The following is a 24,524-nucleotide window of genomic DNA, read 5'->3' on the forward strand; positions in this document are numbered from 1 at the left end:
CTTTTCGCCACATTGCAGATCCTGCGTGAGCTGTCAAACGTATCGCGCAGGATCTTTCTGGGTGTCCGCTCATCATGAGTTGTGTAGACTTATTGTGATTTATGAGTAGTTGTATTCCGCGTCGTGATTTTGATTCAATCAAAGAATGGCTGACATGACGCATCAGGGCTGTCAAGAATGTTCGATTGTGCTAGAGCGCACGACCAGCCTGGTGGGGAAAACGACCTCATGACTGACTTTCTTCCCCATATGCATGTCAAAGAGCATTGAGGCTGCCTGGGAGGCCATCTCAGCCATAGGCTGTCTGATCGTCGTCAGCGCTGGTCCGAGAAACGCGGATGCCTGTATGTCGTCGAATCCTATTACTGATATATCATCCGGTATGCGTAGATGGAGCCGACGAGCAGTTTCGTACAGGCCCATGGCCTGAAGATCGCTTCCCGCGAAGATGGCAGAAGGTATGGAGCCGTTTGATAAAAGCGAAAATGCTTCGCGCCTGCCGCTATCAACGGTAAAGTCGCCGTACCGGACAAGACTTGGATCAACAGCGATGCCTGATTCTTCGAGGGCAGCACAGTATCCATCGTATCTGGCTTTGGAACACATCATCTTCCTGGGACCGTTGATGATGCCGATTCTTTTATGCCCCTGCCGGATAAGAAACCGGGTGGCAGTCAAGCCACCTGTCCAGTTATCGGCTCTTACAGAGGCAGTTGATACTGAAGGATTGCCATAAGGGTCCAAGATCACATAAGGTATTTGACGCGACGAGAGGAGTTTGCGCTCTTTCTTGGACAGATCTGAAAAGACAAGAATCACACCCAGAGGCCTGCGCTCGAGGACGCCGTTGACCCAGGCTGAAGAGGGGGAACGTCTATTGCCGCTTTCGGCTATGGTGACGCTGCAGTTGTGCTCTCTGGCCGCTCCACACACGCCTTGAAGGAGTTCCATTCCCCAGATGCTGTCGAATTTCTGAAAAACGATTTCAATATTGTTATTGGTCTTTTGCGCTCTAAGCGGCCTGGAATAACCGACACTTTCCAGGAGAGATTCCACATGTTCTCTTGTGCCATCCGATACATCCGGCCGGCCGTTGATGACTTTTGAAACTGTAGCTATAGACACTCCTGCTTGTTTGGCGATGTCCGTCAAACGTGGCTTGACTCCGGAAGAGCTAGTGGGCTTACGCCCATTGTTCATATTCATAGTTATTATTATATCTCGAAATTTTCGCTTTCAGAAATTCCATATAGAGAATCAGTTTATTTGGATAAATGTCCCGTGTTTTAATAAACACAAACTTAAGTTTTGAATTTGTTAGCGAAATATAATATAATCTCATTCGATAATGATGAAACTGATCATGATGAGTGTTCATCTGGTGCGAGCCATTGGAGTCTTTATTTCAAAGCCAATTCCACGTGGTGCTGAAGCGATAGGGCTCTTACTTGTTGGCACAATCGATCAACTTGCAGTGAAAGGCAGAGATGGCTGGAATGAAAAGGTTGTCGCGTAAGGAAGCTGCTGTCCAAGCAAAGGCGTTAGTTGCGGGGATGTCAGCACATGAGTGCGTGGAACAGCTTAATTATGATGCACCTGGTATAGAACGGCTGGGCATTCCGCCTTACAACTACTGGAATGAAGGTTTGCACGGAGTAGCACGGGCCGGGACCGCGACGGTTTTTCCTCAAGCCATTGGGATGGCGGCAAGTTTTGATCCGGATCTTCTCCACTCTGTTGCGGAGGTGATTGCTACAGAGGGAAGGGCTAAGTACAACAGTTCCGTACAGCTCGGTGACAGGGATATCTATAAGGGGCTGACCTACTGGTCGCCGAATTTGAATATCTATCGTGATCCAAGGTGGGGAAGAGGACAGGAGACCTACGGTGAGGATCCTTATCTGACTTCTCGTATGGGCGTGGCCTTCATACGTGGCCTTCAAGGAGAGGGCAAGTATCTCAAATTGGCTGCGGCCGCAAAACACTTTGCCGTTCATTCAGGTCCTGAAGCCATACGGCATGGTTTCGATGCTCGCATAAGCCTGCAGGAATTGTACAGAACCTATCTTCCAGCTTTTAAGGCAGCAGTGAAGGAAGCTGATGTCGAGTCAATTATGACCGCTTACAACTCGCTCAATGGTGTTCCCTGCAGTGTCAATGCTGAACTGATCAATCATATACTCCGTCAGGAATGGGGTTTCCAAGGTCATGTCGTTACCGACGCTTGGGCATTGGAAGACGTTTATGGAGACCATACCTATGCTGCAGACGCTCAGGAAACGATGGTTTTGGCTATCAGGGCAGGCGTGAATCTATGTACAGGAAGATGCTCTGGGGCCACTGCAGATGCGCTGGCTGCAGGTCAGCTTGGTGAAGAGGAGGTCCGGGAGGCTCTGGAACCGGTTTTTCGGACTCGGGTTCGTCTCGGTATGTTCGCGGACGACTGTCCGTACGACTCTATCGGAATAGATCAGTGCGACACGGAGGATCACCGGGATTTGAGCATGCACATGGCCCAAGAGACCTTCGTCCTGCTCCATAACTCAGGAATTCTGCCCCTCGATACTAATGCGTACGGTTCTGTCTGCGTGGTGGGCCCCCTGGCTGACTCAAGAAGTGCACTTCTTGGCAATTACTTCGGCACTCCCACCCACTCCACGACGATCCTACAGGGTATGGAATCGGCTTTGAAAGGCATTATGCCTGTCCGCTATGCCCAGGGCTGCTCTCTAACGGGTAATCATGCCAGGTCGGAACTGGCCCATGAGGATGAAGGCGAATCGGAAGCTCTGGCCATGGCAGCAGCCTCCGATCTGGTAGTTGCGGTGATGGGGATGGATTCCAGCATTGAAGGCGAGCAGGGCGATGCAGGCAACTCTATGGGGGCAGGCGATAGAGGGCAACTAGGTCTTCCTGGACGTCAGGAACATCTGCTCCGCGCTCTCTTGGATGTCGGCAAACCTGTCGTCCTTCTTCTTGTTGGCGGTGGCGGCTTCGCCCTGCACGGGTTGGAGGATCACGCAAACATGGCGGCCATTATGCAGATTTGGTACCCGGGCGGTCAGGGCGGCAGAGCGGTGGCAGGCGTGCTTCTGGGGGAAACATCGCCTTCTGGCAAGCTACCGATTACTGTCTATAGAACTCATGCCGGTCTACCCTCCTTCCAGGAGTATGAGCTTGGGAATCGGACTTATCGTTTCCTCGACAGGCTTCCTCTGTATCCATTCGGTTATGGGTTGACATATTCACAAACCAAGGTAGACAGGCCTTCGGTCGTTCTTTCCGGTGGCTCCAGGCGTATTTCAGTCGGTGTCCCGATTCGGAATGAGGGTGATTACCCCGTGAGCGAAGTGGTTCAAATATATCTGGCCCATCATGAGTCTGGATTGTCGGTGCCGAACTGGAATCTTGTGGCTTTTACCAGGGTTGATCTTTCGCCAGATGAACAAGTTGTAGCCGATCTGGAAATCGGACCAGAGGCCTTTATGGAGTTTGATAGCCAGGGAAAAATGGTTGTCGATGGGGATTTCTTCACTCTCTATGCAGGTATCAGTCAGCCGGATGCACGTTCAGTGGAATTGTTGGGTCAAGCTCCCTGGCCAGTCGAAGTCAACTTTGCTACGGGCGGTGTTCGAATACTGAAACCGGGTCCTGCGGCCGTAGCAGGGAAAACGGAGTGATATGAAAAAGAAACTCTCAGTGTCGCCGCTCTTTGGCAACGGCGCCATTCTCCAGCGTGACCGCATTCTTAAGATTCGCGGGCTTTCCCGGGCACATGCGCGGGTCCGCATCGCAGTAGACGGAGCGTCCGATACTGTCGAGAGCGATCCATCCGGGCGTTGGGAGGCTTGTCTGCCTCCCCATGAAGCTGGTGGCCCTTTTGCCATGACCGTGGAGAGCCAGGACGAGTCACTGACCGTCGAGGACTTATATTACGGCGATGTTTGGCTTCTTGGGGGCCAGTCAAACATGGAGCTTCCAGTCAGGAGGATTTTGACCAGGTTTCCTGATGCGCCAGCATGCGGGGATTCTTTGATCAGATACATCAAGACAGATGCAGGGGTCGATTTTCTTAAACGTCATCGTGACTTTGTCGGCGGTCCTTGGCGAGCTGCCTTAAAAGAAGATATTTATGATGTCTCGGCTGTCGGATTCTTCTTTGCCCTGGATATTCGCCGCGAGGAAGGCGTTCCTGTTGGCCTTATAATGACGGCTCTGGGCGGATCGAGCATAAATTCTTGGCTCAGTGAACAGACCTTGGCACGAGTGGCAGCTCTGCCTCCGGATTTGCATGAATTGGACCAGGAGCACATTCATCGGGAAGAAGAGGCGTTCGCTGCTGATGAGCATAAGTATTACTCGAGATTGGACAGTCGGGATCCGGGCCTGAGCAACGGATGGGAACAGCCTGGCCTTGATGATGCGTCTTGGGAGCGAATCGAGCCCGCAGATATAAGCAGGTTCAGCTTTACGGGTTCAGGATCCGTCTGGCTGAGGCGATACGTACACGTGCCCAGACAATTTTGGGGGAAGAAGGCTCAGCTACGGCTAGGCACTATGGTCGATGCGGACCAGACTTTCGTGAATGGCCGTCAGGTTGGCGCAGTCGGCTACCAGTATCCTCCACGGAATTATTCGTTGGAAAAGCTGGAGGGCGACTTCCAACTGACCATAAGGCTGAAGATGGTTCACGGGCAGGGGGGATTGACTGAGGGCAAACGTCATGTGCTGGCTTTGAGCAGCGGTAATCTTATCGATTTGGATCGTCAGGGGCCTTGGGCGGTCAGGAGAGGGGCTGATATGCCCGATCTGCGGGCACAGACTTTCTTTACCCATCTGCCTGTCGGGGACTTCAATACGGTCATCAATCCCTTATCGGGCTATCACGTTCGTGGTGTGCTTTTTTACCAGGGTGAAGCCGATACCGGTAATCCTGAGGCCTACGCGCGAAGAATGGTTGCTTTGATCGATGAATGGCGTCGGATACTGGATGATTCATCTGTTCCATTTATTTTCGCCCAGTTGCCTAATTATGGTTTAGAGCACCAACGTTACTGGCCCAGGCTGCGTGATGAGCAGAGGAAGGCATCCGAAGTTCTTCCTAACACTATGATGATTGTGACTTTGGGGATGGGCGAGGACAATGACCTGCACCCATTGGATAAAAAGTCCATAGCCCATTCCTTCGCCAAGGCCGCAGGCGTTATGTCTTATGGAAAGTCGGGTGAGCCGTGCGGCCCTATGCCGCTTCTTGCTAGCTGGTGCGCGGAAAAGCATACGGTCAGGGTCTCTTTTGCTCATGTCGGAGAAGGATTGGTGCAAACCGGGCCGTTGCCTATGGAAGTCCCCGGCGTTGGCTTGATCAAAGCCGATATCCGCGACGGAAGTATGGTGGAGTGTCTGGTGCAGGACGGTTTCGATCCTCGTGGGAAAACGATACGATACGCATGGTCTGATACGGCCAAGCCGGTGCTCTACAATTCGGAGAATCTTCCAGCCAGCCCCTTTGAGCTTGAGATCCATTGATCAGGTAATAGACGGGTCTATGGCATGTCCATTCAGGTATGGACATCGGCGTGATCATGCATTTTTGCATCGATGGACATATTAGAAAGCCGCCTCAGAATTGCGATCAGTGTAAGGGCGGTCATTGCGTAATATAGGACATCGAAAGTTTCGTCTACATAAATGCTTGCAATAGTTGGTTTTCATGCGTAAAAGACGATAGAACGATAAGACAACTTGACTTTTTTCGGAAAACGAATCAAAATTAAACCGGTTCTCGAAACTGTCTTTCGGGAATCGCCGAGATGTCTATGATGGCAAATCTGGGTTCGAAGATGAACGGAGTTTGTAATGAAAAAGGGTTCAATTTTCAGGGTCGTTACGGCGGGGTTAGCCGCCGTTGCGACCCTCCTGCCACTATCGGCCTGTGGTTCCGCACAAAAGAGTGCTGAGAAGAAGGATGTCATCATCAGCGCACCCACGAACGCGACCACGGCTCTTACAATCAATTACAATCCTTTCTCCTCCCTTGCTCTTACGGGGACAAACGGAGGCTTGTATGAGGGGCTGTTTTTCTGCAACAGCTACGGGACCAAAGGGCTGGAGCCTCTGCTGGGGACTTCGTATAAAATGAGTCAGGATGCCAAGTCCATCCAGATCAATTTGCGTAAGAACGTGGTCTGGTCGGATGGACAGCCTTTTACTGCGGATGATGTGGTATACACCTTTGACTTGTTGAGCAAGAACAGTGCTCTGAACACGGTTGGTTTCCACGGGAGGGCATCCAAAATCAACGAGAACGAAGTTAAGCTGGACTTCGACCAACCTCAATCCGCCAACGGGTTCACTTTCCTCACAACGGTGTATATAGTTCCTAAACACGATTGGGAGAAGAAGAAGGATCCAGTTAGCGATACCAACGAAAAAGCCGTTGGAAGCGGTCCTCTGACTGTTGAAGGCGGCAACTTCTCTTCCATGTCATACACGCTGAAGAGAAATAAGCACTATTGGGATAAGGGGAAGCCGAAGATTGCTGGTATCAGGTACATTGTTTATTCCAATACCCAGTCGCAGCAAGATGCGCTTCTTGCCGGTCAGTTGGACTGGGCAAACCTGAATATAGTCAATGCCGATCAGGTCCTCTCGAGCAAGCCTGCCATCAAGCAGGTGAATTTGCCTTCCAGCCAAGTCTCACTGATTACTTGCTCAAATGCAGAGTTGGGTTGCAAAGGGCCGATTACAGACCCTGCTGTTCGCAAGGCGATCTACTACGGGATCGACCGTGGACAGCTCAATAAGCTCTCATTCAATAATTCATACCTGAAAATCAATGGCTCGCTTTACCCGACTGAACAGTATGAGAAGTATTTCGACAAGTCAGTTGAAGATTCCCCGGTACCTATGAAAGCAAGGGCCGATAAGGCTGAGCAAATTTTGAAAGATGCCGGATACTCCAAGGGAAGCGATGGGCTCTATCAAAAGGATGGACAACCGCTGAGCTTCGAGGTCGCGGTCACCAATGGAACTTCTGACTGGATTAGCGCTATTGATGTGGCGAATCAGCAGCTTAAAAAGATTGGCATTGAGCTGAAAACCAAGCAGGTTTCTTCCAATGAGTGGGGCCAGGGACTACGCAAGGGAGACTACGATCTGACTATTTACGGCCTGTGGTTGCCAAATGCGACTGAAGCTTGGAATTTCTACAACCAGTGGTTCAACGGGGCGAAGACCGCGCCAAAGGGCCAGACAGCCTACCCAGGTTATGCCAGGTACAATAATGAGACTGTCAACAAAGCATTGGAGACCATCAACAGTACAACCGACTCAGCGGTCAAAAAGAAGGCATACTCGCAGATTCAAAAGCAGGTCTTCGAGGACATGCCCTATATTCCGCTGCTGCGGCAAGGTGGCCAGGTTCAGACCTGGACCGATAAGGTCAATGGATATCCGACCAAGGATAATCTCTATGCAAATCCGCAGACCTGGGCCAATCCCGATCTGGGTATCGTCATCAAGAATCTCAATCTGAAGTAACATCGCTTTCCACTGGTGGGGGAGGTCGGATGGCATCCCCCACCAGGAAAGCATCCTGGGGTGGAAACAAAATGAAATTCTATCTTCGAAAAATTGGGTTTTACCTGGTGGCCTTCGTGGCGGCGATTACTATCAATTTTGCCATACCGAGAATGATGCCGGGTAATCCTGTTGACTCCCTCATAGATAGGCTTGCTGCCAAGGGCGGAGCAATTGCTCCAGAGACCAGGGCGGCTGTTCAGTCTATGCTGGGCGATACCCAGACGGGAATTGTGTCGCAGTATTTCGAATATGTAAAGAACATCTTCACAGGGCATTGGGGTGTTTCAGTCACATTCTTCCCGACGCAGGTTACCGAGTGCATCGCTTCGGCGCTGCCGTGGACTGTAGCGCTGGTCGGATGCACGACTGTCATTTCCTTCTTTATCCAGCAGCTTTTGGGTATTGCAGCAGGATGGCGACATGGCAGGCTCTTCGATAATATCGTCTCTCCGGTGGCAACGGTTTTCCAGTCCGTTCCATACTTCTGGCTGGCTTTGATTTTCATCTGGCTTTTTGCCAAGACCCTGAATATCTTTCCCTTGTCAGGCGGGTATGACTATAGAAGCGTCACTCCTGGTTTTTCCTGGGATTTCATATCCAGCGCCCTGTATTATGCGTGTCTGCCGGCCTTGGCCATTCTTGTATCTTCTTTGGGAGCTGGGGTAATCGGCATGCGCAACATGATGGTTTCAACCCTGTCTGAAGATTACATCACAACGGCAGAGGCAAAGGGGCTTTCTCCACGCCGTATAAAGTACGGCTACGCGGCGCGAAACGCAATCCTGCCTTCTTTTTCGGGGTTTGGAACTTCGCTTGGGCACGTAGTGGGGGGATCGTTGCTGACAGAGCAGGTATTCTCCTACCCGGGGATCGGCCAAATGATGTTGCAGGCTGTACAAAGCAATGACTACGCACTCCTCCAGGGGCTCTTCCTGATCATTACCGTTACAGTGCTGGTGGTCAATTTCATAGTTGACCTGCTCTACGGTCTTGTGGACCCCCGTACAAGAATTCAGGATTGAGGTATCACCATGCCAGAGGAGAATACTAACCAGTTGAATTCTGTCGACAATACAAAGCTTGTTGGCAACATGAATAGGGCGTCTAGGAACAGCCGCTTGGCCATAATCAAGGGCATGCTGCCCAAACGCTCCGCTCGTCTGGTCGCCGGCCTTTCCATTCTTGGGTTGGTCCTATTGGTGGCCATTTTCCTGCCCCTGTTCGCGAAGGAGCCCAATCAGATCAGCGATATCGGTCTTACTGGTCCATCGGCTTCGCATCTACTGGGAACGACCAAGTCGGGACAGGATGTCCTGGCACAGCTAGGCTATTCCACCCGAGGCTCATTGATCATAGGGTTCTCGGTCGGAGTCATCGCCCTCATACTTTCCACAATCTTTGGCGTGCTGGGGACCTATATCGGTGGATGGGTGGATGAGACATTTGCGCTCATAACCAATGTCATGCTGGTTATTCCAGGGCTGCCGCTGACCATCGTCATAGCTGCGATGATTCCGAATAAAGGCACAGGCATGCTCGTGGCTGTAATATCAGTGACGGCTTGGGCCGGCGCTTCCAGAGTTCTCAGGGCACAGACGCTTTCAATCAGAGGCCGTGACTACGTTCTTGCTGCACGAATTGCCGGTGAACACCCCCTGCGTGTCATCTGCGTAGAGATTCTTCCTAACCTTCTGCCCGTTATGGCTTCCCAGTTTACCTTCAGTGTCCTCGGAGCCATACTGAGCGAGTCGTCCCTTTCTTTCATCGGATTGGGATCCTCCAGTCAATTTTCTTTGGGAACCATGCTGTTCTATGCCCAAAATGGATCAGCCCTGAATGCTGGTGCATGGTGGTGGTTCCTGCCGCCGGGATTGATGATTGCCCTGGTCGGCGCTGGTTTGTCCTTCGTCAATTTCTCCATTGATGAGGTTATTAATCCGCATCTGCGCAATGCAAGTGTAAAGACCCCTAAGGGGCACAAGCATGGACGAAAAAGGACATCCGCCCCGGACAAGACCCTGGAAGGAAAAGGTGGCCAGGAATGATTGAGAATAACAAGGGAACGAATATCATGAACGGGTCTTCTTCTTCAGTTGAGCGAGACCAGGTACTCCTGAGCGTTAACAATGTTGATGTCGTATATGAAACCGACTCACCCGTCCATGCCGTGCAGAATGCCTCTTTCGAACTTCATCGAGGCGAGATGATGGGCCTTGCCGGTGAATCAGGCTGTGGGAAATCAACGCTTGCTTACAGCATCAATCAACTGCTGAAACCCCCTGGGACCATTAAATCCGGGACGGTCATCTTCCACGATAAGAGCGGTGAAGATATCGATGTCCGTGCTTTGCAGGGTCAGTCACTGAGGAACTACCGGTGGGAAAAATGCTCCATGGTTTTCCAAGGCGCTATGAATTCTTTGAGCCCTGTGACGAGAATCGGCAAACAGCTTGGAGATGTATACAAGACGCACCGACCGTCCATGAAGGCCAAGGAGCGCCAAGATAGATGCGCCCATCTTCTTGAGATGGTGCACGTGGACCCGAATCGATTGGCCGCCTATCCCTTCGAGCTGTCGGGGGGAATGAGACAGCGCGTAATGATAGCCATGGCTCTGGCGCTTGAGCCGCAATTGATTATCATGGATGAACCGACAACAGCACTGGATGTGGTTGTACAGCGAGAAATCATAGAGGAGATTTCCAGGTTAAGGCGCGAGCAGGGATTTGCCGTTATTTTCATTACCCATGACCTGCCCATGCTTTTGGAGATTACAGACACGATCACCGTCATGAAAGACGGCAAGATAGTGGAGCATAATGATTCGCACGAGATATATCGACATGCCAAGCACCCATATACCAGGAAACTCCTGACCTCTTTCCCGTCCTTGACAGGCGACAGAGGTTCTTTGCTTCGCTCCTATCAAGAGAAGGACAGGTGATTTTGATGGCCAAGCTGAGTATCGAACATGTCAGCAAGGATTTCGAGCTGCGCAAAGGCCTGAAGCACACAACCATCCATGCTGTGCAAGATGCCAATTTCATCTTGGAATCAGGCAAAACCGTTGCTTTGGTCGGTGAATCAGGTTCGGGCAAATCCACTATTGCAAGGATGATCACCTGTCTGGAATCCCCGACATCCGGCCAGATAAAACTGGATGGCAGGCTGGTTCCGCATAAGGGGCGCGAACTCTATCGGTACCGGCACAATGTTCAGATGGTGTTCCAAGACCCCTTCGCTTCTCTCAATCCGTACCACAACATTTATCACCATCTTGTTCGACCTATGAAGGTTAATGGAATGGCATCCAGTGAGGAGGAGTATGTGCAGAAAGTTGCAGATCTACTAAAACGAGTGGATCTATATCCTGCCGAAGAATATATGTGGCGTCGTCCACACGAGTTGTCAGGCGGTCAAAGGCAGAGGGTGGCCATTGCCCGCGCTCTTGCGCCCGGTCCTAAGATTCTTATAGCGGACGAGCCGGTTTCCATGCTTGATGTGTCCTTGCGTGTCGGGGTTCTGTCCATGCTGGCGAAAATTCAGCATGAAGATCATTTAGCAATGCTTTATATCACTCACGATCTGGCTACGGCCAGGCATTTCTCCGATAAGATTATGGTCATGCAGAAAGGCCGGATTGTAGAGGCAGGGCCTTCCGACCAGGTCATCCTGCACCCGCAGAACAGCTACACGAAAATTTTGCTCAACGCTGCCCCGGATCCCGAACGCTACTTTGAGCGCCAGGAAGAAGCGAAGAGGCAGGAGAAGGAGCGTCAAGGGGGTATTTCCTGATGAGGCGCACTGTCACAAGCCTGATGGACGGATGGGAATTCTGCGATGATCGGGCACCTGGGCAATGGAGGGAAGTCGAGCTGCCCCATGATTGGGCTATCGAACGACCGGTCAAGGAGGACATGCCCGGGGGTGGTGAACAAGCATTTCGTGATCGTTGGGGGATTGGCTGGTACCGCAGGACCTTTCATATGGATGAAAGACCTGCGAGCAAAGCCTGTTGGATTCATTCAGACGGGATATATGAATGTAGCTCAATACACGTGAACGGGGTCTATGTAGGAGGCCATGACTACGGGTATTCGCCTTTTTCCTGTGATTTGTCGGACGCTGTGCACCCAGGGGAGAATGAGATTCTTATTCGTGTAGACAATACTCGGACCCCTCCCGACCGATGGTACAGCGGCGCAGGAATATATAGGCAACTAAGTATAGTAGAGGCCTCGAACCCTCATTTGGACCAGGATAGGGTCAGTATAAAGCAGCATATCGATGTGGAAAGTTCTCGGGCAGACCTGTCATGCAGAATTCCTCTGGTCCATTCCACCCGAGAACATGAACCGTGCAATCTGCACATCAGGGCATCACTGGTTGATAAAAACGGCATCGTTGCAGCATCGGGCGAATTGGAGAACCTGGATGGAACGCTGAAGTTGAGTGTGTCGCATGCACATCTGTGGAGCGCCGAAGATCCATATCTCTATAAGTTGCATATAGGACTGTACTCTGACGATCAATTGATAGATGATCTTAAGCTGCATATCGGATTGCGCCGAGTGAGTTTTGATGCTGAACAGGGGATGTTGGTCAACGGAAGCAAGGTCATCTTCAAGGGGGTGTGCCTGCATCAGGATTTAGGATGCATGGGGTCCAGGACTTCCAGTGATCTATTACGCCAGCGGTTGCTTTTGTTGAAAAAAATGGGTTGCAATGGCATTCGGGCGGCGCATCATGCCCATCCTACTGAATTGTTGGATCTGTGCGACGAACTGGGTTTCTATGTTTATGACGAGGCCTTCGACAAGTGGTTCAGCGGGCATGATGAGCATTTCTTCGCTGAGCACTGGAAGGAAGACCTTGCAGCACTCATGTACAGGGACAGAAATCGCCCCTCGGTGGTCATGTGGGGTCTGGGCAACGAAGTAGAGCACCAGGCCCAGCCGGCTATGCTTAGGACCCTGTCAACGATGGTCGATTATGCCCACGGACTTGATCCAACCAGGCCTGCCTGTTGTGCCCTGAGCCCCCATTTCCAGCGACCCGATCAGAGCAATAATGGGGATGGCATAGTCCAGGCCACGGATGATGTTTCGGCCAATGAGGAAATCTCCGACCTGGATGAAATTGTCGGATGCATCAAGGCTGTTGCAGATGTCAGCGACATGGTGGTAGTCAATTATGCAGAACAATGGTATGAGCGGATCCACAAGGCAATCAGCGATAAACCGATTTTTGGTTCTGAGGTCTACCAATATTTCTCGGGTCACCCCGATCAGATGCAGAACTTCACTGACGCCAACCCCAATCTTGTACCTTTTGAACATTCCTATGTTGTAGGCGGGGCCATATGGGCAGGATTCGACTATCTAGGTGAATCCATGGGTTATCCTTCCAAGGGTTGGAGTGGAGCCTTGATTAGGACTGACAACATTCCCAAAACCGGTTATTTCCTGATGCAGAGTTACTGGTCTCGGGAACCGATGGTCCATTTCTGTGTTCTCGACTATAGCCAGCCTGACGAGATAGTCAAAGAACATTGGGATATGCCCCCATACCTGCATCATTGGGACTTTCCTGGAACCAGAAGAAGAGTCCTGCCTTTCATGATTGCCACCAACTGCGATACGGTTCGTCTGTTCCTGAATGGGAAGGAATTCCACCTAGAACAGCCGAATGAGGAGAGGAACCGTTGCATTAAAGGCTATCTGCCCTACATACCCGGCTGCGTACATGTGGAAGGCTACAGAAATGGGAAGAAGGTCTGTCAACAAACAGTGCAAACCCCAAGCAAACCCGCGAGGCTTCTTTTTGGTCCAGATACCAAATCGGCCAGTATTGGGCTTTTTGAGTCGGACAAGACGGATTCTGGCATTATGCAACGTTTTCCCGCTGATAAAGGTTTCAGGTGTCTGATCGGACTCAGGTGTGTTGACAAGGACCGGGTCCTGTGTTTTAGAAGCAGTCCTTTAATTCATTTCGAAATTCAGGGGCCGATTCGAATGGTTGGGCTGGACGATGGGTGTCTGCTAAGCAATGGTGATTATGGGGCAAAGCAGGTGCGTGCCTATCAGGGGCAGTGCGGCGTGGTGATAGGAGGGACGGGTGAAGCCGGGCCTGCAAAAATCATGGCCCAGGCTGAAGGCATGGAGCCTGCTGTCCTTGAATGTCTGATGTCTTGAACGGGTTTTGCAAGTCGCTTCCATACTCACCCGCATACCGAAGACGGTAGGGCGGCTTTCAGTGCTTTCTGGTGTCCGAACGCCTGAAGTTGAAGGAATCGTCCTTGATGCAATACAGCAGAACTGAAATGAGGAATATGCAGATCTCCTGGTAAACCGAGCATTCGGTGAAGGTGTGAAAGGTTCTCTGATGATATTTCCTGGGTCATCGCGAATTTGTCTTTGACAGATTCGGGATGTTTCGAGGTTACTTTTCGAAACGCAAGGCCGAGATATCTTTTGACGGATAAACTTGGTCAGGTGTCTAGGGCTTGAATGCATGCTGGCGTAGCGTCGGCCTGGTTCGAACCCAAGCACCTGGCAACCGATAGGACCTGAACCTGTGGATCACCGATGAGGATGAGGCTTTATGTTTATTCCACGCTACTATGAGGACCCTTCCAGACTGCATGTGGGGACTGAACCCAATCGTTCCTACTTCATCCCAGCCTCAGTGCCGATGGATTCCAGGGGTGACAGGAGGAGAGAGTCGGATCGTTTCCTGGATCTGGACGGTGACTGGGATTTTCGTTATTATCGCAGTCTTTATGATCTTGATGCTGAGGTAACCTCTGCCCAGGAGGCTGGTGAACCTGTTTTTTACCAGGAGGACTTCAATCCCGAGGCTGATGCCGGTCATAGGGTGTTCAAGCCTATTACTGTGCCTGGAGTCTGGCAGACACAAGGGTATGACAATCCCCAGTACACGAACACCAGGTATCCTTTTCCCTTTGATCCCCCGTATGTCCCTCAGGACAATCCATGCGGGATCTACCTTCGGACTTTCGAATATCGGCCTGTTGCCAGGGCCCCGCGTGCTCTGCTTAACTTCGATGGGGTGGATTCCTGCTTTTATCTATGGGTGAATGGTGAGCTTGTGGGATACAGCCAGGTATCCCATTGCACCAGTGAATTCGATATAACCAAAAAACTGAAACCGGGGCGCAACCGTCTCGCAGTTCTGGTGCTCAAGTGGTGCGATGGCAGTTATCTGGAAGACCAGGATAAGTTCAGGATGAGTGGCATCTTCAGGGATGTCTATATCCTGCGTCGACCTGAAAGCCGCATCCGGGATTACTTCGTTCACACTAACCTAACGCAGGATAACTCCCGAGCCTGTGTCACTGTGGATCTTGATATAGCGGCTACTGGACAGTCGGCAAAATCGTCTGTCATGGGCAGGATCGTGGACTCAGCAGGTTCGAAGATCGCTGAAAGCAGGGCCAGTGGGGGCGAAAATCAATCATGTCTGCGAATGGAAATCGACCATCCCCGTTTGTGGAATGCCGAAGACCCGCAGCTTTACAGGTTGGAGCTCTACTATAAGGGCGATGCCGTGGGGACGTCCATGGAGGATCCCGACGAGGTCATTACCGACTACATTGGACTGCGATCTGTTAGCGTCGAAGGCCAGGTGGTCAAGGTCAACGGCTCGCCCATCAAGATTCATGGTGTGAACCGGCATGATGGAGATCCCCGGACGGGATTTGCCATTGATCAAGATCAAATCATGCGCGACTTGGTTCTGATGAAAGAACATAATGTCAACGCCATCCGCACTTCTCACTATCCTAATGCGCCGCAGTACTACTCACTCTTCGACCAGATGGGCTTCTACCTGGTGGCTGAAGCAGACCTGGAGACACATGGAATCGAATACCTCTATCATGGTCCCGGCTGGAAGGAACCCGACTATTGGAACGGCAAGATAGCCGACGATCCAAATTTTACCCAGTCTATCCTTGATAGGGCCCAGCGCAGTCTGGAGCGTGATAAGAATCACCCCTCGATCATCATCTGGTCCATGGGCAACGAGAGCGGGTACGGATGTGGAATTGAAGCGGCTTTGGCCTGGACTAAACAGCGCGACCCCTCGCGACTCACCCACTACGAATCGGCAATCCACGGCTCACCCAGGACAGACCTTGACTATTCCAATCTGGATATCACTTCCAGAATGTACCCCTCAATCCGTCAGATCAAGGAGTATTTCACCTCTGAGGGTCCCCATGGCGTCAGCTCTCACGGGGATGACGGGGACGGAGGCAGGCGACCGTACTTCCTGTGCGAGTTCTGTCATGCCATGGGATTGGGGCCCGGCGATCTTGAGGACTACTTCCGTGTTTTCCAGGAGCAGCCGGGAATTCTTGGTGGATGCGTTTGGGAGTGGGCTGACCATGCCATTGATCAGGGACGGTCAAGAGATGGTCGACAGGTCTACACCTATGGCGGTGATCACGACGAGTACCCGAACGATGGCAACTTCTGCATGGATGGTTTGGTGTACCCTGATCGGCATCCCCATACTGGTTTGGAAGAGTTCAAGAATGTCTTTCGTCCAGCTCGGGTAGTTGATTTTAATCCGGCAGATGAAACAATTCGTCTGCATAATTACCTGGACTTTATTTATTTGGATGAGTATCTGACCCTGTCTTGGACCGTGCTCAGGGATGGCGAACCGGTTCTTACTGGTGGATTGTCGGAGAATGCCGAAGATGATCTGCACATCGCTCCTCATCAGGAGGGCAAGGTCAAGCTTCCTCCTATAAAATGGCCCGACCGCGGAAGAGTGACGCTCTTGGTTTCCTATGCCTTGAAGAAAGAGGACCGGAACCTTCGTCGGGGACATTTACTGGGGTTCGATGAGTTGAATGCGGGAGCGCTGGGTCTGGATGAACGGCGCAACAGTGTGGCTGGATTCATTTTAGAAGAACACGGACACAACCGACAAGATGTCGTCCGGCCTATGACCAAGGAAAACGCAGGCACGATTGAAGTGGAGGGGGATGACTGGCGATATGTCTTCAACAAGCGTACCGGCATGCTTGATACTGCAATTGTAGCCAATCGACAGCTTCTGACAGCTCCCACCCAAGTCAATGTCTGGAGGGCTCCAACAGACAACGACGCCATCATTAAGCAGGAGTGGATCAGGGCTCAGTACGACAGGACTGTGACCAGGGCGTATGAATCTGTTCTGAATATTGATGAGGACAGAGGCATTACCACGATTCGCACTGACTTGTCCCTGGTGTCGCCGAGCATCCAACCCTTGGGAAGTATCCAGGCTACATGGTCCTTTGATTGTCTAGGAGGTTTGGATCTTGGGTTGAGCTTCCACAAGGATTCCGAATTCCCTGTACTGCCAAGGTTTGGCATACGCCTCTTCCTCCCCAGAACCATGGACAAAGTCACATATTGTGGATATGGGCCCTACGAGAGCTATAGGGACATGCATCAGGCCAGCCACTATGGCGTTTTCTCAAATACTGTGGAAGACATGGTCGAACACTATCTGCGCCCACAAGAGAACGGTTCGCATTTCGGTTGTGATTATCTAATGGTCGAGGATGGCTGGTCGGCTTTGGAGGTCGTTGGAGACACTCCCATCTCCTTTAGCTGCTCCCCATATACCCAAGAGGAGCTGACTGAAAAAGGTCACGACTATGAGCTGCAGGAATGCGGTTCCACTGTGCTTTGCCTGGATTATGCAACTGCAGGTGTCGGCTCCAATAGTTGCGGACCTGATTTGGCTCCTGCCTATCAAATGAATGAGTCCGAAATCACCTTCGGACTGCATCTAAGGGTCCAATCACACTAGATCCGTGAACCCGGATGGAGAGGAATTGCTCTCCATCCGGGTTCATTTTCGCCAGTTCCTGTATTGCTGATATACCTGGTCCTGAGGCTGTCCCGATAGTGTTTCTTCAATATTCACTGGCCAGACGGGGGGCTGATTCTGACCGAACAAGGTCCAGGCTGCCTGACGTGCTGCTCCGATGGCGACGTACTCATCGATTTGTGGCAACTCCACATCCATGCCCAGAATCTGAGGTGCATATGCCCTGACTGCCTTGGACTTTGCCCCTCCGCCGACCAGGAGGATTCGCCTGACTTCGGTGCCGAGATGTTTCAGCAATTCCAGGCAGTCGCGTTGTGAACAGAGAAGACCTTCAATAAAGGCGCGAGCCAGGTTCTGCCTGTTTGTGTTTTCCAAGCTCAGTCCATTGATGCTGGCCCTGGCATCCGGACGGTTGGGGGTGCGCTCGCCATCAAAATAAGGGATTAAGGTGATGCCGCCGGCTCCTGGTTCTGACTGGTCGGCAAGATCTGCCAGGCCATCGTAATCAACGCCCATGGCTGCACGGCCGGCATCAAGAATTCTAGAGGCGTTGATTGTGCATGCCAGGGGGAGCCAGTGCCCAGTGGCATCAGCGAAACCTGTGACTGATGCGCTCATATCGTATGCGGGAACAGGGCTGATGGCGGCGGCAACTCCGGAAGTGCCCAGAGAGATCGAGACGTCCCCTACTCGCATTGACAGCCCGAGAGCGGTCATGGCATTATCGCCCCCGCCAGGTGCGATGATGCATCCGCCGGGTACCTTCTTGCCTGCGATTCGAGGATCGGCCTTGGCGCCGACCTGATATGGCCCCAGGACCTTGGGAAGGATGACCTTCTCAGCCATTCCGTCAGGAAGGGCCATGCTGAGGAGATCGCGTCGATAAGTGTCGGTTGCTGAGTTGAAGTAACCGGTGCCGGATGCGTCCGACCGGTCAGTGAAGAGGTCAGTCAGGTGTGCGTCATCACCCTTCGCGGCGGCAGGCCCATGTCCGGCAATGGCCCAACTCAACCAGTCATGGGGAAGGCAGATGGCAGCGATTTTATTGGCGTTTTCGGGTTCGTTACGACTAACCCAGTTCACTTTGGTGATGGTTAAAGAGGCGACTGGAGAAGAACCGACCGCTCTGACCCAGCGCTGTCGACCGCGCATATTCGGATCAGCATCCAGGTCCGATTCGGTTCCGCTTTCTTTAGGAGGTCGGCCCAGGCGGATGATCAGCTCCTCAGCGTCAGCTGCAGAACGGGTGTCATTCCAAAGCAGCGCATCGCGAATGACCCGGCCGGTATCGTCCAGAAGGACCATGCCGTGTTGCTGACCGCCCACTGAGATGGCGGAGATATCGTCAAGACCGCCAGCCTCTTGGGCCGCCTTTCTAAAGGCAGTCCACCAAGCTTGCGGGTCGATGCTGGTCCCATCGGGATGTGATGCCTTGCCGAAACGAACCATTTGTCCCGTCCTGGCATCCGTGATCCTTACTTTGCAGGATTGCGTCGATGTATCAACTCCTGCCACCAGCACTCTATCCATAGCCGCCTCCTTGCTCGAGCAGATGTATTGCGATTCTTATGCCATCCTACCCTAATCATTAGATGAATGAACTAAGTATTGCTGGATGACATTGACAATGGCAGGTGGAATACTAAAAAACGGTCTGTTTGTTCCTGCCGTCCACGATAGACGTCAATTTTAAGAAGGTCGATTTATGGTTACCTTGCGTTCAATCAATCAGGACGATCTGAGAAATCACAACCTTTCGGTCATCATCAATACCATTCTACGTTCCCCGTCAGCGCTGAGCAGAGCTGATTTGGCCAAAACGACCGGCTTGACCAAAGCTACAATGTCCCTACTGAGCGCACTTCTCTTGAAGAACAAGGTTATAGGGGAGGGGGAGCCGGGGACGACACAGACCAGTTACGGTCGTCCAAGCACGCCTCTATCCATCGCCCATGGGCGATGGGCCGGCATGGGCTTGCAGATCAATACCGATGGTTATGGGTGTCTGGCTCTGGATCTAGATGGAACGCTGATTGATTCAGCCTGGATCGATGACGATATGCGTGAAGCTGATCCTGAAAAGGTCTTTGCCAGCCTGGATGCCTTGGCAAAGCCCATTGAAGGCAGACTCCGCGAGGATAACTATAAATTGGTCGGCTCTGGTCTTGCCCTTCCTGGCTTGGTCACTGGCGATATGCAGTTGCTCATGGCTCGAAACCTAGGATGGGAGCGAATCGACCTTTCCGGATTCGCCTTGGTTCGTCGACTAAACCCCGTGGCGGGCAATGAGGCCCGGTTGGCGGCCTTGGCCCAGATTCCGGGATTTGCGACTCAACGAACAGCAGGTGGGGGGAATGACCTTCTTTCGCCGACTGATTCTTTTCTTTACATTTCCACGGATATCGGTATTGGAGGTGCTGTGGTTCGAGGGGGTACCGTCGAAGTGGGCGATCATGGTTTTGCAGGTGAGCTAGGGCACGCTTCTGTGGATCTGAACGGTCCCACTTGCCGGTGCGGGCGGCGGGGATGCCTGGAGACCTATGCCGGTCGCAGGGCCCTGGTCGAAGCTGCGGGCATCGCATCTGGGGCTGAGGCTGTTTCCACTTGGGCGATAAACGAGCTCTACAGACGCTGGCAGCAAGGAGACGACAAAGCCGTCGAAGCTATCGACAGAGGCTTGGATGCCATGATCTCGGTCATCGTCACAGCTATAAATATTGTAGATGTGGATGCCGTTATATTGGGCGGTTTCTGGCCTAATCTCGGAAGAGATCTTGCACAACGCCTGCAGGAACGGATCAATCGGTTGACCCTGGGCAGGAACGCCGCACCGGTAAGGGTGCTCATGCCCAGCCTGTCTGCCTATCCGGCCCTGCGGGGTGCAGCCTCTGTCGGGCTGCGTAAATTCATCGACAACCCTTTGGGATTCTTTGACAACTAAGTATGGTCAAGACAGGTGTTTATGGCCGATGTACCTGTTTGATTATGATGAGTTATTCGCTCAAGGTGACCGATGGGGTGTCGGTGATCGGATAATAATTGAGTTTGTTCTTGATTTGTTTCTTCCAACGTGACGGTGTATCGATAAATTTTGTTATACCCTTCCATGCTGCTCCGAACGCGACGGAATTGCTTGTTGAAATTGACTTCAAAACGTTGATTTTGGCCCATTTTGACGAAAGCACGCGTTTGGAGAGCTTCAGAAGAAGTGGTTCTTTTAAGTACTCAAACAGCTTCGAATACAACCCGTCCAAGACGATCGTCGGCACATCGCATATATTGACGAAATCAGCCAAAGCTAAACCCAAGTAGTCGGCGGCGCTCGCCACGGCTTTGCTGGCCCGGGTTTCGTTTCGCATCAGGGCGGCAAACAAATTGCCTATGGGGCTGTCCTGGGAAAAACCTGACGCCGCCATTATGGCATTCTGCCCGGCAAATGATTCAAGGCAACCGGTGTTTCCACATGAACATACATTAGTGCCTTCAGCAACATACACGTGGCCGAGTTCCCCTGCCCAACCGTGATAACCTGCATCAAATGAACCGTTCTTCATCAACGCGGCATCGATGCCTGAGCCTCCTGAGACATAGAGAAAGTCGGATAGCGGTTCACCATGTTTATTCCTGAGGTAGTTTTCAGCATATGCCCCGGCGTCCGCCGAATTTAAAAATGAAATTGCCGGCATGTACTTTTTTTCGCGACCTATATGAAGGGAACGAGCGAGGTCAACGTCGGTCCATCCAAGAGTCGGACTGCTGAGAAGATGTGTACCGTTCCTATCGAAGTAACCGTGCAGAGCTGCGGTGACATCGACCACAATCAGATCCGCATTTCTTGCCCTTTCATGCAGATCACTGATTATGCGTCCAACCAAAACAAGTGTTTTAGCTGCCTCTTCTGTTTCGGTCTGCAGATATTGTTGTGCGAGTATTTGACCTGACAGGTCGACGACAGAGGCCTCTATGGAGTCTCTCATAATATCCACGCCTATCGATGCATAGGTGTGCAGAGCCGGAGCCAAGGGGACGGCTGGCCGCCCAGAACCTATGTTTTTCGAGTCCAGTTCCCGGATAATCCCGTACGCGATGAGCTGCTCGACAAGACGCGAGAGTGTCGACCGATTTAAGCCTGTAATTTTTGCCAGATACGCGCGAGAGGGATCAGGAAGCGAACCGGTTATTACAGCCTTGGCGATTATTGCAAGATTGTGGTTGTGCAGGCTGGTCCTGCCTGCTGTATTCAAGACGTTCTTCTTGCTTGCTGCTACGTTGCGCATAGTATTGAATCCTCTTTCAGCCATATATTAAGTATGCACCAAAGTTCAAATAACAGCATTTATTCTCTGCTCAATAGCAAAATACAAAACGTAGGATTAATAAGTTGCACAGTTGGACAAAATGATAAACATAAATTACTATGTTGCATAAAGCAATAATTGCATGATATGACCAAGGAGGGTGATTGTGCAGAAACTGGTAGCCGGAATTGACTCTTCGACACAGTCATGCAAGGTCGTGATTCGCGATATCAATACAGGCAAGCTGGTGCGTTCAGGTGCTGCAAGACATTGCGGAGGAACGGAGGTCAACCCACATGTGTGGCGACATGCTTTGGATGCTGCCCTGCAACAGGCTGGCGGATTAGACGGAGTCGTTGCGCTTTCGATTGCCGGGCAACAGCATGGCATGGTTGCTCTTGATGCTGATGGTCATGTTGTCCGTGATGCCATTCTTTGGAACGATACCAGATCTGCACCGCACGCTTTTGATCTCATCAATGAGCTTGGTGATGGCGACTATGAAAAAGGGAAGCGTAAGTGGGCTGATAGCGTCGGAAGTGTTCCCGTAGCATCACTCACAGTGACGAAACTTCGCTGGATGGCGGAAAAGGAACGTGGCAACTGTGAGCGCACAGCGGCCCTCGCTCTGCCGCATGATTGGCTGACCTGGAATTTTCTAGGGGGCAAGGATATTCATGATCTGGCTACAGATCGTTCAGAGGCCTCTGGAACGGGCTATTACTCTCCGGAGGAAAACGCATACAAATACGACCTGCTTTCATTGGCGGCAGGCAGAAAATTTGCTGAGAAGATTGTGCTCCCCTCTGTAAAAGGTCCGAATCAGGCAGTTTCCAAGACCATAATCAAGGGACACGAGATCACTGTTGGACCAGGGGCAGGTGACAATGCTGCAGCGGCATTCGGTTTAGGACTCAAGCCTGGGGAAATCGCAATGTCTATTGGCACATCAGGCGTTGTCTCCCTCGTCTCGACAAAGGCTACGCACGATCCTCAGGGGTATGTCACCGGATTCGCTGATGCAAGTGGGAAATACCTACCCTTGGTCTGCACTCTTAATGCATCACGGGTTATCGATTGCTTCTGCGCCATGTTGGGAATGGATTATGAGGAATTCTCACGAGCGGCGCTTTCGGCTCCACCTGGTGCTGAAGGGCTAGTTGTTCTTCCGTACTTTGAGGGTGAACGGACTCCCAACTATCCTGATGCCACTGGCGCAATTCATGGTATAACGAACACGAATCTTACGGCTTCCAATCTGGCAAGGGCAGCAATTGAAGGTATGCTGTGCGGAGTTGGCATCGGAATACGGGATATGCAGAAGCTCGGCATATCGGTTACCAAGATTAACCTCATTGGTGGCGGAGCGCGTTCGGAGGCCGTCAGGCGTATAGCCCCATCGGTTTTAGGCTTGCCTGTGACTGTTCCGGAGTACAGCGAATATGTTGCAGATGGTGCTGCACGGCAGGCTGCTTGGGTATACGGGGGCAACAAGGAGCCCCCGATATGGACGCCGAACCTTTCCAGTGAATATCAATGTGATTTTTCTCCCTTCATATCCCAGCGATTTGAAGAAGTGTCAGCCTGCTTTATGCACAAAAAAGAAGACAATGCACTTGCTTGAGTGAGTAAAACACTTTTTTTCATAACTAAAAAACAAAGAATGCAACATCAAATAATCAAAGGAGATACGCGATGCGTAACATAATGAAGGCCGCACTTTCCGCTGGTCTTGCCTTGACTTGCCTGGCTTTCTCGGCAGGATGCGGTTCTGGGGGAGTCATCGGCAGCAAAAATGGTGCGAATAGCAAAGCCACAAAAATCGTCCTGGTTGCCAAGCAAGAGGGGATTCCGTGGTTTGATGATATGAGATCCGGGGTTAAGCAATTCTCGGAAGACAACAAAGGCAAGGTTGATGTCAAGCAGATTGCGCCAGATTCAGGCGATTCGGCCAAGCAGGTTCAGATGGTATCCGATCTCATCTCTCAGCAGGTTGATGCCATTGTGGTTGTCCCCAATGATCCGCAGGCACTGAAGCCGGTGATCAAGCAGGCCAAGGCGAAGGGGATAGTAGTAGTGAGCCATGAGGCCAGCAACATCGCAGATGATGTGGATTACGACATCGAAGCTTTCAAGAATGAAGATTTTGGAGTTGCTTTCTGCAAACCTCTTGCAGAGAACATGGGCGGAAAAGGAAAACTGGCAGCGGTTGTAGGCTCAAAGACAATGGAGACCCATATGGCATGGTACAGGGCCTGCAAGAGCATGATGGAAAAGGACTATCCGAATATTCAATTTGTTTCCAGTGAACCATACGAAGATAACAACAATGATGACACGGCTCGCAAAGTTGCCACTGAGATCCTTAACGCGCACCCTGACATCACTGGTTTCTTCGGCACATCAGTATCGGCCGGCTCCAATATGGCTGCAGTTCTTAAGGAGCGGAGCAACAGGAATGTCTATGTCTCCACTTTGGGAATCCCCTCGGTGGATATGCCATACATTCAAGATGACTGGGTTCGTTATGCTCAGACATGGCGCCCCAAGGATGCTGGTTATGCGGCTCTTCAACTGGCTTATGACAAGGTTCAAGGTAAGAAGATCGCCAGCGGTATTGATTTGAAAGCCAAGGGTTACGAAAAGTCAGAGGTAAAGGGCCACCAGGTATATGGGGACGCTCCTTTGATCCTCAAAAAGGGCGATTACAAGGACGGTAAGTATCCGTTCTGATTCAACAGGTCATATGTCTGTTGTCGTTTCCAATATTCTTTGCGAAGCAAGGGAATA

General features: G+C 51.5%; 15 protein-coding genes. 12 read left to right on the top strand and 3 right to left on the bottom strand.

Annotation, left to right across the window (positions count from 1 at the left end):
* Window positions 1-171: 171 nt before the first annotated feature.
* Window positions 172-1,200, bottom strand: a complete 1,029-nt coding sequence (locus ACNAOV_RS02755) for a LacI family DNA-binding transcriptional regulator (protein WP_416518130.1) — start codon at window positions 1,198-1,200, stop codon at window positions 172-174.
* 287 nt (window positions 1,201-1,487) lie between these two features.
* On the opposite strand from ACNAOV_RS02755, the gene ACNAOV_RS02760 reads away from it, so the two are divergent.
* From ACNAOV_RS02760 to ACNAOV_RS02800, 9 genes are all read left to right on the top strand, one after another.
* Window positions 1,488-3,680, top strand: a complete 2,193-nt coding sequence (locus tag ACNAOV_RS02760; protein ID WP_416517873.1) for a glycoside hydrolase family 3 N-terminal domain-containing protein — start codon at window positions 1,488-1,490, stop codon at window positions 3,678-3,680.
* Window position 3,681: 1 nt separating this feature from the next.
* Complete coding sequence (locus ACNAOV_RS02765) at window positions 3,682-5,526, top strand: sialate O-acetylesterase (RefSeq protein ID WP_416517874.1); 1,845 nt, start codon at window positions 3,682-3,684, stop codon at window positions 5,524-5,526.
* A gap of 330 nt (window positions 5,527-5,856) precedes the next feature.
* Window positions 5,857-7,539 carry an ABC transporter substrate-binding protein gene (locus ACNAOV_RS02770; protein ID WP_198205956.1) on the top strand — a complete coding sequence of 561 codons (1,683 nt, stop codon included), beginning with the start codon at window positions 5,857-5,859 and terminating at the stop codon, window positions 7,537-7,539.
* A 29-nt stretch (window positions 7,540-7,568) separates the two neighbouring features.
* Window positions 7,569-8,603 carry an ABC transporter permease gene (locus ACNAOV_RS02775; RefSeq protein WP_229281668.1) on the top strand — a complete coding sequence of 345 codons (1,035 nt, stop codon included), beginning with the start codon at window positions 7,569-7,571 and terminating at the stop codon, window positions 8,601-8,603.
* 9 nt (window positions 8,604-8,612) lie between these two features.
* Entirely contained in the window at window positions 8,613-9,626 is a 1,014-nt protein-coding gene (locus tag ACNAOV_RS02780) for an ABC transporter permease (protein WP_416517875.1), read from the top strand.
* On the top strand, window positions 9,623-10,525 hold the full coding sequence (locus ACNAOV_RS02785) for an ABC transporter ATP-binding protein (protein ID WP_416517876.1): 903 nt from the start codon (window positions 9,623-9,625) through the stop codon (window positions 10,523-10,525). The genes ACNAOV_RS02780 and ACNAOV_RS02785 overlap by 4 nt, the downstream gene beginning before the upstream one ends.
* Before the next feature lie 5 nt (window positions 10,526-10,530).
* Window positions 10,531-11,376, top strand: a complete 846-nt coding sequence (locus ACNAOV_RS02790; RefSeq protein ID WP_416517877.1) for an ABC transporter ATP-binding protein — start codon at window positions 10,531-10,533, stop codon at window positions 11,374-11,376.
* Window positions 11,377-11,399: 23 nt separating this feature from the next.
* A complete protein-coding gene (locus tag ACNAOV_RS02795; protein WP_416518131.1) occupies window positions 11,400-13,775 on the top strand; it encodes a glycoside hydrolase family 2 TIM barrel-domain containing protein in 2,376 nt (791 codons plus the stop codon).
* 499 nt (window positions 13,776-14,274) lie between these two features.
* A complete protein-coding gene (locus ACNAOV_RS02800) occupies window positions 14,275-17,415 on the top strand; it encodes a glycoside hydrolase family 2 TIM barrel-domain containing protein (protein ID WP_416518132.1) in 3,141 nt (1,046 codons plus the stop codon).
* A 42-nt stretch (window positions 17,416-17,457) separates the two neighbouring features.
* Here ACNAOV_RS02800 and ACNAOV_RS02805 read toward each other — a convergent pair whose 3' ends face one another.
* Window positions 17,458-18,966: a xylulokinase gene (locus tag ACNAOV_RS02805; RefSeq protein ID WP_416517878.1), complete on the bottom strand. Its 1,509-nt coding sequence runs from the start codon at window positions 18,964-18,966 to the stop codon at window positions 17,458-17,460.
* A 175-nt stretch (window positions 18,967-19,141) separates the two neighbouring features.
* Here ACNAOV_RS02805 and ACNAOV_RS02810 point away from each other — a divergent pair, with 175 nt between their 5' ends.
* Window positions 19,142-20,377 carry an ROK family protein gene (locus ACNAOV_RS02810; protein WP_416517879.1) on the top strand — a complete coding sequence of 412 codons (1,236 nt, stop codon included), beginning with the start codon at window positions 19,142-19,144 and terminating at the stop codon, window positions 20,375-20,377.
* Window positions 20,378-20,429: 52 nt separating this feature from the next.
* On the opposite strand, the gene ACNAOV_RS02815 is transcribed toward ACNAOV_RS02810, so the two are convergent.
* A complete protein-coding gene (locus ACNAOV_RS02815) occupies window positions 20,430-21,713 on the bottom strand; it encodes an ROK family protein (RefSeq protein ID WP_198205951.1) in 1,284 nt (427 codons plus the stop codon).
* A gap of 187 nt (window positions 21,714-21,900) precedes the next feature.
* On the opposite strand from ACNAOV_RS02815, the gene ACNAOV_RS02820 reads away from it, so the two are divergent.
* Both ACNAOV_RS02820 and ACNAOV_RS02825 read left to right on the top strand, forming a co-directional pair.
* Window positions 21,901-23,358: a xylulokinase gene (locus tag ACNAOV_RS02820; protein WP_198179061.1), complete on the top strand. Its 1,458-nt coding sequence runs from the start codon at window positions 21,901-21,903 to the stop codon at window positions 23,356-23,358.
* Window positions 23,359-23,429: 71 nt separating this feature from the next.
* Complete coding sequence (locus ACNAOV_RS02825) at window positions 23,430-24,467, top strand: substrate-binding domain-containing protein (RefSeq protein ID WP_198179063.1); 1,038 nt, start codon at window positions 23,430-23,432, stop codon at window positions 24,465-24,467.
* Window positions 24,468-24,524: the final 57 nt, after the last annotated feature.

Origin of the sequence: Bifidobacterium asteroides, assembly GCF_048001765.1 — a bacterium.
GTDB classification, from domain to species: domain Bacteria; phylum Actinomycetota; class Actinomycetes; order Actinomycetales; family Bifidobacteriaceae; genus Bombiscardovia; species Bombiscardovia asteroides_K.

What these genes read in the sequence shown, in the direction of transcription:
- ACNAOV_RS02825 (WP_198179063.1), top strand. Translation starts at nt 23,430, where the DNA reads ATGCGTAACATAATGAAGGCCGCACTTTCCGCTGGTCTTGCCTTGACT.
- ACNAOV_RS02815 (WP_198205951.1), bottom strand. Translation starts at nt 21,713, where the DNA reads ATGCGCAACGTAGCAGCAAGCAAGAAGAACGTCTTGAATACAGCAGGC.
- ACNAOV_RS02770 (WP_198205956.1), top strand. Translation starts at nt 5,857, where the DNA reads ATGAAAAAGGGTTCAATTTTCAGGGTCGTTACGGCGGGGTTAGCCGCC.
- ACNAOV_RS02795 (WP_416518131.1), top strand. Translation starts at nt 11,400, where the DNA reads ATGGACGGATGGGAATTCTGCGATGATCGGGCACCTGGGCAATGGAGG.
- ACNAOV_RS02760 (WP_416517873.1), top strand. Translation starts at nt 1,488, where the DNA reads ATGGCTGGAATGAAAAGGTTGTCGCGTAAGGAAGCTGCTGTCCAAGCA.
- ACNAOV_RS02785 (WP_416517876.1), top strand. Translation starts at nt 9,623, where the DNA reads ATGATTGAGAATAACAAGGGAACGAATATCATGAACGGGTCTTCTTCT.
- ACNAOV_RS02755 (WP_416518130.1), bottom strand. Translation starts at nt 1,200, where the DNA reads ATGAACAATGGGCGTAAGCCCACTAGCTCTTCCGGAGTCAAGCCACGT.
- ACNAOV_RS02790 (WP_416517877.1), top strand. Translation starts at nt 10,531, where the DNA reads ATGGCCAAGCTGAGTATCGAACATGTCAGCAAGGATTTCGAGCTGCGC.
- ACNAOV_RS02780 (WP_416517875.1), top strand. Translation starts at nt 8,613, where the DNA reads ATGCCAGAGGAGAATACTAACCAGTTGAATTCTGTCGACAATACAAAG.
- ACNAOV_RS02765 (WP_416517874.1), top strand. Translation starts at nt 3,682, where the DNA reads ATGAAAAAGAAACTCTCAGTGTCGCCGCTCTTTGGCAACGGCGCCATT.
- ACNAOV_RS02805 (WP_416517878.1), bottom strand. Translation starts at nt 18,966, where the DNA reads ATGGATAGAGTGCTGGTGGCAGGAGTTGATACATCGACGCAATCCTGC.
- ACNAOV_RS02775 (WP_229281668.1), top strand. Translation starts at nt 7,569, where the DNA reads ATGGCATCCCCCACCAGGAAAGCATCCTGGGGTGGAAACAAAATGAAA.
- ACNAOV_RS02800 (WP_416518132.1), top strand. Translation starts at nt 14,275, where the DNA reads ATGGATTCCAGGGGTGACAGGAGGAGAGAGTCGGATCGTTTCCTGGAT.
- ACNAOV_RS02810 (WP_416517879.1), top strand. Translation starts at nt 19,142, where the DNA reads ATGGTTACCTTGCGTTCAATCAATCAGGACGATCTGAGAAATCACAAC.